The sequence below is a fragment of the Roseibium sp. genome (genome assembly GCF_050301095.1).
In the GTDB taxonomy this organism is placed as follows: domain Bacteria; phylum Pseudomonadota; class Alphaproteobacteria; order Rhizobiales; family Stappiaceae; genus Roseibium.
Genome location: NZ_JBNKYW010000181.1, coordinates 1 through 11,693 on the forward strand (window position 1 = coordinate 1; position 11,693 = coordinate 11,693).

Here is an 11,693-nt window from a genome sequence, read left to right on the forward strand (position 1 = left end):
CATGGCACGCCTGTTGCGATGGAGTGGCCCGCCCTCGGACCAACCTTATTCGAAGACGGCTGGCGAGGGTCCCGCAGGCTTCGGGCCAGCAGGCTGATTGCCGCCCAACCCTGCCCCCTCATCCTGCCAGCCGTTCGACCAGGAATTCCATTTCCCTGTCGAGCGGTTTGCCGGCAAGACCGATAAACCTGTCTTCCAGGCTGATGGTGACCAGGCCATGCACGGCGGCGAAACAGGTGCGCGTGCGTGCGGCGAGGGTTTCGTCCGTAAGGTCCGGATGTAGTTGTTTCAGCGGCGCGGCGATGAAGGCGAGCAAGGCGATGTTTTCCTGGATTTGCCACTCGGGCACCTTCTTGCCCTCCGGTAGCCGGTGGGCGAACAGCGTAGTCCAGAGTCTTTCGTTCTGTCGGGCAAAATCCAGATAGGTCTGTGCAAGCATTTTCAGTTGTGCAAGCGGCTCATTAATGCCGACGACGGCCTCGGCCATCACCTGCTTGATCCTGCCAAGCGTCACCGAATTCACCCCCAAAAGCAGTGCATCCTGATCCTCGTAATGCTTGTAGACCGAGCCGACGGAATAGCCCGCATCCGCGGCGATCTTGCGGATATTCACCGCCTCCAGGCCGCCCGTTTCCACGGCTGACACAGCCGCCTCCAGCACCCGCCGCTGGGTCTCTTCGCTCTTTGCTTTCTGCTTCCCGGACATTTCCGCTGCTTTCAACAAAAGTGAACTCTGTTCATTTTTTTCTTGACCTACCCCGAAAGCTATGGCTTTGTCAAATGGTGAACAACGTTCACTTTTGTGGAGGCAATATGTTTGAACCGCTCATTACCCAACTCAGAGCGCTGTTTCTAACCGGTGCGACACCGAACGGAGACCGGCAATCCATCGCCGATCTCTCCCTGAATTTGCGCGTCGCTGCCAACTCGGTCCGCGCAGCACAGGCCGCCCTCGCCCGTGCGAAGGCGGAGCAGCAACAGGACCGCAAACGGCTTACGCAGATCGAAGCATCCATCGAGGATCTGGAAAACCGGGCGCGCAACGCGCTTCTGAAAGGCCTCGAACCGCTTGCCCGGGAAGCGGCCGAAGCGATAGCACTTCTGGAAGACGAGAAATCCGCGCTTGAAGCCGCGATCCGGTCCTTTGACGAGGACCTTTCCGGATTGACCGAAAACCTGCACCGGGCCCAGAGCCGCCTGCGTGCCCTGAAACGGGGCGAACGGACGGTGGAAGTGCGCGACAGGATCCAGAAGGCCCAGTCCCTGGGCGCATCGGCCGGTCAGTCTGCGCTCGCAAGAGCGGAAGACCAGCTGGAAGAAATCAAGAACAGGCAGGAACTGGATCAGCTTGCCGACCGGGAATTCACATCCCTTTCGGCGGCGGACAAGCCTGAGGCGCTCCTTGAAAAACTGGGCGATGCCGGTTGCGGCGCGCCTGTGAAAATCCGCGCGGACGACGTGCTCGCCCGCCTGAAATCCGAACTCCCCCTCCTGATTGAAAACTGAGAAAGGACCATTCCCATGCAAGAACCGACGACAATCAAGCATTCCAACAACTGGACGATCTTCACCATGGCCAGCTTCGGCGTTGCCGCCGTGATGATGGCCCTCGGCATCTACAATCTGGAGGCAAGCTTCTCCGCCAAGGGCTTTTACACGATGTCGGCCATCATGCTGGTCCATACGGCTGTGACCCTGACAAAGACCCTGCGCGACAGGGACGAAGCCGAGAAGTTCCACAACCGTCTGGAAGATGCCAAGACCGAAAAGCTTCTGATGGACATCAACAAGCCGGAACAGGCCTGATCATCGCAGCAACAGAAGGGTGCGCCGCCAGCGGCCACCCTTCGGGAGGAGAAGAATGAGCAAGTCCCTGATGGCCACACGGCGGTTCGCGCCGCTGTTCTGGACCCAGTTTCTGTCCGCGTTCAACGACAACTTTCTGAAGAACGCCCTGGTCTTCCTGATCCTGTTCCAGGTCGGCACTGCCGCCGCCGACAGCGGCAACTCGGGCGCGTTGATCGCACTGGCCGGGGCCGTGTTTATCACCCCCTTCCTGGCGCTTTCGGCCCTCGGTGGCGAACTTGCAGACAAATACGAGAAAGCAAAACTCGCTCGCTACACCAAGCTTGTTGAAGTGGGCGGCGCCCTTCTGGCCGTCGCGGGCATGGCCTTTTCTTCTCTGCCCGTCCTTTATTTCGCGCTCTTCGTTTTCGGCGCCATGTCCGCCCTGTTCGGTCCGGTCAAATACGCGCTTTTGCCGGAACATCTGGAGAGCGCGGAATTGCCGCGCGGCAATGCCTGGATCGAGGCTGGCACTTTTCTGGCCATACTGTTTGGAACGATCTCGGCGGGCTTCGTTTTCTCCGCCAACGCTCCCGTCATCGTCTTTGCACCGGCGATGATCCTGCTGGCACTCGCCTGCTATGGTCTGAGCCGCCGCATCCCCGACGCGCCTGCCGCAAATCCGGCGCTGGAAATCGACCGGAATATCTTCACCTCGACCTGGAAAGTCCTGGCCGACCTGAAGACCGACACGCGCCTCTTCCGTGCCGCTCTGATGAATTCCTGGTTCTGGCTGGTTGGCGCGCTCGTCATGGCCCTCCTGCCGCTGTTCGTGAAAAATGTTCTGGGTGGCAATGAACTGGCCGTCACCTATTTCCTGGCCATCTTCGCCGTTTCCATCGGCATCGGCTCGGCTTTTGCCGCCTGGATATCCGCCGGCCGCGTCGTCCTTTTGCCCGCGCCTGTCGGCACGGCCCTGATTGCTTTCTTCTGCCTGGATGCCGGTATCGTGCTTGCCGGTCTGCCCGTAGCCCCGGCCTCTTCCGGCCTCATGGAATTCCTGCAGGGCGACGGCGTCCTGCGCCTCAGCTTCGATATGGCGGGGCTTGCCATCTCCGGTGCTCTGCTGGTTGTGCCGACTTTCACAGCGCTTCAGACATGGTCGAGGCCGCAAAGCCGGGCGCGCCGCATTGCTGCTACCAACGCCCTCGGTGCCGCGATGATGGTTCTGGGTGGCCTGACCCTGGCGGGCGCCCAGAAACTCGGCCTCAGCCTGACCGCCATCCTGCTGTCCCTGTCAGCCCTTAATGCGATCGCCGCCGCCGTCATGCTGAAGACCCTGCCGACGCAGCCGATGCGTGACGCCATCTCCATTCTCTACCGCGCTTTTTTCCGCCTGGAAGTCAAGGGCCTGGAGAACCTGGAAAAGGCGGGTGAAGCCCCGATCCTGGCCCTGAACCACGTCAGCTACCTGGATGCGGGCCTGGCCCTGACCCTGACGGACAAGGCACCGACCTTTGCCGTCGACTACGGCGTCGCACAGCGCTGGTGGGTAAAACCTTTCCTCAGGCTCGCCAACGCTCTGCCGATCAACCCGGCAAAGCCGATGGCGACCCGCTCCCTGATCCGTGTGGTGCAGTCCGGCGAACCGATGGTGATCTTTCCCGAAGGCCGCCTGACGGTCACCGGCACCCTGATGAAGGTCTATGACGGTGCAGCCATGGTCGCCGACAAGACCGGCGCGATGATCGTGCCGATCCGCATCGACGGTCTGGAAAAGACACCCTTCTCCTATCTCGACCCTGCCCAGATCCGCAAGCGCCTGTTCCCGAAAGTGAAAGTCACGATCCTGGAACCGAAACGCCTGAACCTTCCCGAAGACCTGCGCGGCCGCAAGCGTCGCGCGGCAGCAGGTACGGAGCTTTATCAAATCATGTCCGATCTCATGTTCGAAACCAGCCTGGCCGATGAAAAGACCATCTTCGAAAAGGTCATCGACACTGCAAAGGACCGCGGCCTCTCAGAAACGGCTCTGGAAGATCCTCTGACCGGGAAACTGAGTTACGGCAGGCTGCTGACCGGCGCTTCGGTGCTCGGCCGCCGGATTGCCCACCTGGCGGAAGGCGAAACCACTGTCGGGATCATGCTGCCCAATGCCAACGGGTCCGCGGTCACCGTCCTTGCCGCCATGTCCGCGGGCAAGGTGCCTGCCATGATCAACTTCACCGCCGGGCTGGAAAACATCCTGTCGGCCTGCCGGACGGCAAATGTCGAAACCCTGTTCACCTCCCGCGCCTTCGTCACCCAGGCAAGGCTGGAACCGCTGATCGAAGGCCTGGCCCCGCATGTCAAACTCGTCTGGCTGGACGAGATCCGTGAAGACATCAGTCTTGCTGAAAAAATCCGCGGCATGCTGACCCGCAAGCGCCCGCTGACTGAGCGCAGTGCCTCCGATACCGCAGTGATCCTCTTCACCTCCGGCTCGGAAGGAAAGCCTAAAGGTGTGGTGCTTACACACAGGAACATTCTGGCCAATGCCACCCAGGCGGCGGCGCGGATCGACTTCACTCCGTCCGACAAGGTCTTCAACGTCCTGCCGATGTTCCATTCATTCGGCCTGACGGCGGGCACCATCCTGCCGCTGATCTCGGGCGTTCCGACCTATCTCTACCCCTCACCCCTGCACTACAGGATCATTCCGGAGCTGATCTATGCTTCCAACGCCACCATTCTGTTCGGCACGGATACCTTCCTGAACGGCTATGCGCGGGTCGCCCATGCCTATGACTTCCGCTCCCTGCGTTACTGCTTTGCCGGGGCTGAACCGGTCAAGCAAGTTACCCGTCAGACCTATATGGAACGCTTCGGCCTGCGGGTTCTGGAAGGCTATGGCGTTACCGAAACAGCACCGGTGATTGCTATCAACACGCCGATGTTCAACAAACCGGGAACGGTCGGCCAGTTGATGCCGGGCATGTCCGCGCGGTTGGAACCCGTGCCGGGTGTCGAAAACGGCGGCCGCCTGCATGTCTCAGGCCCGAACGTGATGGTCGGTTACCTGAGGCCTGAAAACCCGGGCATCATTGAACCGCTGGTCGACGGCTGGCACGATACCGGCGACATCGTCGAGTTCGACGAAGACGGCTTTATCGTCATCAGGGGCCGCGCCAAGCGTTTCGCCAAGATCGGTGGGGAAATGGTGTCGCTGGCCGCCGTCGAAGCGCTGGCGGGCCAGATCTGGCCCGAGCATCTGTCGGCTGTCGCCGCCGTCAAGGACGAACGCAAGGGCGAAAGGCTGATCCTGGTGACCGAAAACCCGGACGCCGATCGCTCCGCCTTCATAGAAGGTGCCAAGGCACGCGGCGCGCAGGACCTGATGATCCCGGCGGAAATTCGGGTGGTCTCCAGAGTTCCGGTTCTGGGATCCGGCAAACTGGACTTTGCCGGTGTGGCAAGGCTGGTGACCGGGGAACCGGACATGACCGAGGCAGCATGACATTGGAAAACCGCCCCTGGTCGTCCAGGGGCGGTCTGCCCTGTTTCCAATATCGAATTAGTCATCCCGGACGCAGCGTAGCGAAGATCCGGGACCGAAGAGCCGAGACCTGACATCCTGGGCAAGAACCAAACGATAGGTCTATGCCTCTCCGGTCTCGGCTTGCGCTACGCTTGGCCGGGATGACAGACGATAGAAATTCATTTCATGACAAATTGAAAACCGCTCCAACGCCCGGGGCGGTTTTCTGGTTTCACTGTTTGCAGGCAATTCGCATTGGAGTGACCTCACGCAAGTTCCAGCACTTCAGTCTTCGCCGTCGCGACAGCGGCGATCAGCCGGTCGACGTCTTCATCGGTCGTCGCCCAGTTGGAGACGCTGATGCGGAAACCTTTCCGGCCCTGCCACTGGGCCTGACCGAACCAGGCCTCGCCCGAATTCTGGACATGTTCCGCGATCCGGGCACAGGCGTCTTCATTGCCTGGAAGCGTCGCGAAGACCTGATTGAAGTGAACCTGATGCGGGACCTCGAAGCCGAGAGCCCTCAACTCTTCTGAAACCCGCACCGCATGCCGGTGGAAGCGCGTCACCATCTCCGCAACGCCGGCCCGGCCGAGGGACAGGAGCGCCGCCCATGTCTCCGCGCCGCGCGCGGACCGGCTGAACTCGGGCGCCCTGTTGGCGGGGTTGGGAGCTGTGGCAGGCAGATAGGCCGCGCCAATGGCCATGGACGCCTGCATTTCTTCCGGATGACGGCAGAGCGCCAGCCCGGCGTCATAGGGGGTGTTCAGGGTCTTGTGGCTGTCGACGACCCAGCTGTCAGCCTTTTCCAGCCCCTTGAGCGCAGCACTCACCGGATCTGCCGTCCGTGCCCAGAGACCAAAGGCCCCGTCCACATGCAGCCATGCGCCCGCTGCCTGGCACCTGTCGCCCAGCTCATCAAGTGGATCGCTGGCACCGGTGCAGACGTTGCCCGCCTGGGCAAGCACAAGTGTTCGCGCGTCCAGTTCCGGCAGCCTGTCGATGCGCATGCGGCCCTGGTCGTCAGTCTCTACCCACTCGATCGAACTGGTGGAAAGTCCTGCCATGCGGACGGATTTCTGGACCGTCGCGTGGATCTCGGCACTTGCAACGATCCGCAGCGCCGGCGCCCCGATCAACCCGTCCCCGCGCTTGTGGCCCTGCCTTGCAAGCAGAGCGTCCCGCGCGGTCACCAGCAGAGCCATGTTGGACATGGTCGCGCCGGTGGTGAAGGCCCCGTTCGTGCCCTCCGGCAATCGAAGCAGATCGACAATCCAGGAGATCGCTGCCTCTTCCATACGTACCACCGAGGGACCCGTCAGATCATCGGCAACCTGGTCCCAGGCCGACAACAGGGCCCGAGCGGCGGATGCGGCAGGCAGAGCGCCGCCGATGACGTAACCGAAATAGCGCCCGGCGGCAGAGGCAACGGTTCCGGGTCCACCCGCCGTTTCAATGAGATCGAGAATGGTTTTCACCCCCATTCCCTTATCCGGCAGACCGGCATCAAGGTCGTTCAAAAAGGAAAGATCCGCTTTCACCTGTCTGGTGGAAAGCTGTTTCAGATAGGCCGCACCGCGCGCCGCGCCATCCGAAAAGGCTTCCGCCTGGCTGTCGAGAGGGCTATTTTGCATGTTCGTTTCGCCTGACCATATTGAAGAGTGCCTATATAGATGAATATCAATATAGACGTGAAGTCAAGCGCTGCCGCCATGGCCGCCCTGTCCAGCCCCGCCCGCCTGCAGATCCTCCTGTGGCTGCTCGACCCGCGCCCGCATTTCCCGCCGCAGAAGGACGGCGACCTCGTCGATGACGGTGTCTGCGTCGGCTTCATCACCGACAAGGTCGGACTGACGCAGCCGACGGTCAGTTCGCACATGAAAAAACTTTCGGAAGCGGGTCTCGTGACAGGCAAGCGCATCGGCAACTGGATGTTTTATAAACCCGACCGCGAGCGGCTGGCAGAGCTCGGCATGGGACTCACGACAGTCTCGCACAAGACCCCGGCGGGGGTGTGACCCGGCACCCTTTTCCACCTCGACGCGAAAAACCGTTGCGGGTTGCGATTTAAATATTTCATACTGGAGCCGCTTCGTTCACCTAACGTTCTGCAGATCCGGATATGCGTATTTTATTGATTTCAATAATCATTCTGATCACCGGCATCGGAAATGCCTGGTCTGCGGGCAAAATTGACCTCGCCGCTCCCTTCAGGGCTTCGCTCTACACCCGCCAAGAGCTGATGTTCATACAGGCAGGCCTGATGATGAAGCGGATCTATACCAAGAATTTGGACGGACTTTGGGGACCTTCCAGTGCCGAAGCTCTTGCAAGATACGTCAAGGAAGATCTGGAAGAAGATACTCCCCCAACCAATGCCGATGCCATGCTGGTTGTTGTCTCGGCAATCCTGGAATTCAGAAAAGAAGGCTGGGAATACAGGCAACTACCCGGCATCGACCGCAACATCCTGACACCGAAGCCAGTGGAAAAGGAAGATAAAACAGACAACGTTCTCGAAGTCTATTCCATCGACCAAATGACTCTAATCCGTTTCTGGCATTCCAAAGCAGCGTTGAAAGAAGTGCACTTTAAACGCATGCCTGAGCTCAATCCGTTTGCCTGGACACGGAATGGCAGAAATTGGGTTACAATTGGAATATCGGACGAGAAGGCAGCCTTTGCCTATTCTATAAAGGGCAAGGGAATCTGGGAATCGGTTACCGTCACCGGCGACATCGATGACGCCGGCAAGGTGCTGCTCATTTTCGAAAGTCTGCTGAAAAGGTTCCGACTGGAAGTCGCGCCGTCCGAGAGGTTCGTGGCCCTGGCGGACGACTTTCTGGAAGAATATGAAAAAGAGCGAGTTTCCGAGGGAGAAACGCCAAACGGCAGTCAGCAGGCGAGCGTATCTCCGCAGGACGGTGATCAGTCCAAGCCGGAAAAACCACAACAAAGTGGCAGCGGCACCGGTTTCGCCGTTACATCCGACGGCCATTTGCTGACCAATGCTCATGTGGTCGACGGATGCGAGCGGATCAGTGTCGACGACCTTGACGCCAAGTTACTCGCCACAGAGGAAAATTTCGATCTGGCACTGCTTCAGGTTCCCGACCTGGATCTAAAGGGGGTGGCAGTTTTTGCAGACACCCCGGCTTCCCTGAACTCGGATATCACGACGGCAGGCTTTCCCCTTGCCGGGTTGCTGGGTGGTCTGAACATCACCCGTGGCACAGTCGCCGCCCGGAAGGGCTTGGGTGGTAGCGGCATCAACATGCAGATCACGGCCCCGCTACAACCCGGGAATTCCGGCGGCCCCGCGGTGAATTCCTCCGGACAGGTCGTCGGCGTCGTCGTTGCAAAGCTGAATGCAGGTGCGATCGCCGATGCCATCGGTGACATTCCGCAGAATGTGAACTTCGCCATTCGCGGCACCATCGCACAGCTCTTCCTGCACCAGAACGGCATCACACCGCAAAGAGCCGGACCGGGAGCTCCCCTGCGCCCGGAGGATCTGGCATCTCAGCTCAGTGCCTACACTTTTCTCGTAAAATGCAACTAACTTTCAGGCAGTTTTCATGACGGTCTTCAAGTTCCTTTCCCGCCAGCTCTGCAGGGCTTTGTTCGGTATCGTAATTCTGCTTCTCGGCATCACCCGGTGCGCCGCTGCAATCGACTCGCTGGATTTCAGGAAGGAGTTCGATCCCGCACAACTGACGCAGGATGAGAGAATTTTTCTAAAGGCAGGGCTCGCCCTCTTTGCAGATTATGACGGCGACTTGGACGGCGTCTGGGGAGACGATACCCAAGCTGCCATGAAGCGGTACAATTCGGAGATCAGTGGTCCAGGCCCCGTCCTCAACTGGGCGGCGGTCTATCTCGCATTCGACACAGATGCAGAGTTCCGGATCAAGGGATGGGCAACCCACTACCTGGACAACTTGGACATTTCCGTGCTTCTGCCACTGTCCAATCTCGATATTGAGGACAAAGACGCGATCCTCAGAGACAGGGAATCCTCGCTTTATTATCAGATTGTCGTTAGCGAGAAGCCGAAAATGCTGGCCTATCATTCCAATGCGTCGAAGGGCTTTGCCAATCCGGAAACAAATCCTACCAAAAGGCATTGGATTACGCGGGCCGAGAACGAAGACAAGCTGACGTATATTTTCTCTCAGCATTTTAAGGGTGACCGATGGGGGACATTGGCGATCTACGCCGACACAAAAGACAAGCGCATCTTCTCGTTGGTGGCCGGCAGTATCGCCAGCGGAAACCGACCACCGATTGCCGTTTCAAAAGACCTCGATAATTCCATCAATAAACTCGTCCTGAAAATGGACACTCTCATGAAGGCGCGAATTAAAGAAGACGACAAACAGGAAGCACACGGCACTCCCGTGCGACCCGACAAAATGGAAGCCGGATTAGAGACGGTCGCATCAGGGTTCGTGGTCTCTTCCGACGGTCACGTCCTGACGAATTTCGGGTTGACCGGCGAATGCAAACACATTCGGGTCGCCGACCACAGGGCCAGCCTTGTCGCTGGTAGCGAAGAATTCGACCTGGCCCTGCTGAAGGTACCCGGGCTTGGCGCCAAGACCTCACTGGACTTCGCGCGGATGCCCGCGCCCCTGAACTCCAATGTGACCCTGGCGGGTTTTCCGCTTGCCGGTAAGATTGGCGGCCTGAACGTCACGCGAGGTGCGGTCACCGCGCTGAAGGGGCTGGCCGGCACCGGTGTCAACATTCAGATATCCGCGCCGGTTCAATCGGGAAGCGCCGGAGGTCCCGTCGTCAATTCCAGTGGGCAGATTGTAGGCGTGGTCGCAGAGAAACTCGACGCCAAACGCGTCGCGGAGATTATCGGTGATATTCCTCAAAACGTGAATTTCGCGGTCAGCGGTGAAATCGCTCAGCTTTTCCTTTATCAGAACGGACTGCAACCGGCTCGGGCAACGGAAAATAAAACTGTGCCGCCAGAACAGATCGCCGACCTGCTGGCAAAGGTCACCGTGCCGGTCGATTGTTCCGTCTCTATGGAATAGGGCGCAAATCCGCACTTGCGAAGCACGCGCCCTTGCGCTTTATCGGAAGGCAATCCGGTCTGTCCGGACAGCGAATTATTCTGAGGACCCACCAACCATGACCACGCCCGCCTATGACGACCAGAATGTCTTTGCCAAGATCCTGCGCGGCGAACTGCCCAGCCATAAGGTCTACGAAGACGACAAGACCATCGTGATTATGGACATCATGCCGCGTGGCGACGGTCATGTCCTGGTCGTGCCGAAAGCCCCTTCCCGCAACATCTTTGACATTGCCGAGGAAGACCTGAACGCGGTCATGGCAACCGTGCAGAAAATGGCGCGCGCCGTGGTCAAGGCCTTCGATGCGGACGGTACGACCATCCAGCAGTTTTCAGAGCCCGCCGGCGGTCAGGTGGTGTTCCACACCCACGTGCACGTCATCCCGCGTTTCGACGGCGTGTCGCTGAAGCCGCATACCGGGGCAATGGCGGACAATGAGCTTCTGGCCGGGCAGGCCGAAAAGATCCGTGCCGCGCTGGCCTGATCATCCGCTGTTTCCTTCCCATACGCCTGCCGAAACGCTTTTTGGCAGGCGGGCACCGTGCCAATCTCAATACTCCAGGCAAACCGGTCCGCCCGGCAAAACGCCAGGCCAAGATATCGGATGCCGGCTCGCCGGTCGGCAGAAACAGAGCGAACGTAGTCTCAGGCGATTCCCGCCTGAATCGCCGCGTCTTCCTGCTCCTTCGCCATGTTCTGATCATCCTGGAGTACCTTGACGGCACTGGGCCGCTCAAAAAAGCGTTCCGTATAGGCCTTGAACTCGTCCAGTTCCGGCACGATCCCAAAGCGCATGCCCCAACCAAGCCCCATTGCCCAGAGGACATCGACGGCGGTGAACCGTTCCCCGAGGACATAAGGCCCCTTGGCGAGCTGCGAGCGCATGTTTTCCATTACCGTGTCGAAGCTGCCGTAAGCGGACATTGAATGCGGTGGCTCCTCGCGATTGAGCGCCTTGTCGATCAGCGCCGGCTCGTAGCAGGAGGCCATGTGCACGAACCACCGCAGGTAAGGGCCACGGAGCGGATCGTCGAGAGCCGGTGCCAGTCCCTTTTCGGAGAAGAGATCAGCCAGATACATGTAGATCGCAACCTGTTCGGTGATGACCGTGTTGCGGTGGCGCAGAGCCGGCACCTTGCCGGACGGATTCACGCTGAGGTAATCAGGCTGCCGGTTTTCTCCGAGCTTGAAATTCAGGACATTGAGCTTGTAGGGAGCATCCAGTTCTTCCAGAAGAACGCGAACGCCTGTCGCCCGGGTTTGCGGAGCGTAAAAAAGTTCCACTTGATCGGCCATCGTGT

The 11,693-nt window shown here is 59.4% G+C and carries 10 protein-coding genes; 7 read left to right on the forward strand and 3 right to left on the reverse strand.

Annotation, left to right across the window (positions count from 1 at the left end; genetic code table 11):
• Positions 1–118 precede the first annotated feature (118 nt).
• On the reverse strand, positions 119–706 hold the full coding sequence (locus tag ACQY7U_RS17020) for a TetR/AcrR family transcriptional regulator (protein ID WP_428646785.1): 588 nt from the start codon (positions 704–706) through the stop codon (positions 119–121).
• A gap of 107 nt (positions 707–813) precedes the next feature.
• Between ACQY7U_RS17020 and ACQY7U_RS17025 the strand changes: the two genes are divergently transcribed.
• From ACQY7U_RS17025 to ACQY7U_RS17035, 3 genes are read left to right on the forward strand one after another with little or no spacing between them, the layout of a single operon-like run.
• On the forward strand, positions 814–1,506 hold the full coding sequence (locus ACQY7U_RS17025; RefSeq protein WP_428646787.1) for a PspA/IM30 family protein: 693 nt from the start codon (positions 814–816) through the stop codon (positions 1,504–1,506).
• Between the two features lie 15 nt (positions 1,507–1,521).
• Positions 1,522–1,806 (forward strand): YiaA/YiaB family inner membrane protein, encoded by a 285-nt coding sequence (locus ACQY7U_RS17030; protein ID WP_428646790.1) that lies wholly within the window; start codon positions 1,522–1,524, stop codon positions 1,804–1,806.
• Positions 1,807–1,861: 55 nt separating this feature from the next.
• Positions 1,862–5,281: an acyl-[ACP]--phospholipid O-acyltransferase gene (locus ACQY7U_RS17035; RefSeq protein ID WP_428646792.1), complete on the forward strand. Its 3,420-nt coding sequence runs from the start codon at positions 1,862–1,864 to the stop codon at positions 5,279–5,281.
• 287 nt (positions 5,282–5,568) lie between these two features.
• Here ACQY7U_RS17035 and ACQY7U_RS17040 read toward each other — a convergent pair whose 3' ends face one another.
• Positions 5,569–6,936, reverse strand: coding sequence for a pyridoxal phosphate-dependent decarboxylase family protein (locus ACQY7U_RS17040; RefSeq protein WP_428646795.1), 1,368 nt, complete (start codon positions 6,934–6,936; stop codon positions 5,569–5,571).
• A gap of 39 nt (positions 6,937–6,975) precedes the next feature.
• Here ACQY7U_RS17040 and ACQY7U_RS17045 point away from each other — a divergent pair, with 39 nt between their 5' ends.
• The 4 genes from ACQY7U_RS17045 (at position 6,976) to ACQY7U_RS17060 (ending at position 10,876) form a co-directional block, all read left to right on the forward strand.
• Positions 6,976–7,320, forward strand: a complete 345-nt coding sequence (locus ACQY7U_RS17045) for an ArsR/SmtB family transcription factor (RefSeq protein WP_428646798.1) — start codon at positions 6,976–6,978, stop codon at positions 7,318–7,320.
• A gap of 116 nt (positions 7,321–7,436) precedes the next feature.
• Positions 7,437–8,864, forward strand: coding sequence for a S1 family peptidase (locus tag ACQY7U_RS17050; RefSeq protein ID WP_428646801.1), 1,428 nt, complete (start codon positions 7,437–7,439; stop codon positions 8,862–8,864).
• Between the two features lie 16 nt (positions 8,865–8,880).
• A complete protein-coding gene (locus ACQY7U_RS17055) occupies positions 8,881–10,350 on the forward strand; it encodes a S1 family peptidase (protein WP_428646804.1) in 1,470 nt (489 codons plus the stop codon).
• Positions 10,351–10,447: 97 nt separating this feature from the next.
• A complete protein-coding gene (locus ACQY7U_RS17060) occupies positions 10,448–10,876 on the forward strand; it encodes an HIT family protein (protein WP_428646807.1) in 429 nt (142 codons plus the stop codon).
• A 161-nt stretch (positions 10,877–11,037) separates the two neighbouring features.
• On the opposite strand, the gene ACQY7U_RS17065 is transcribed toward ACQY7U_RS17060, so the two are convergent.
• A partial coding sequence (locus ACQY7U_RS17065) for a glutathione S-transferase family protein (RefSeq protein WP_428646810.1) occupies positions 11,038–11,693 on the reverse strand: 656 nt, incomplete at its 5' end.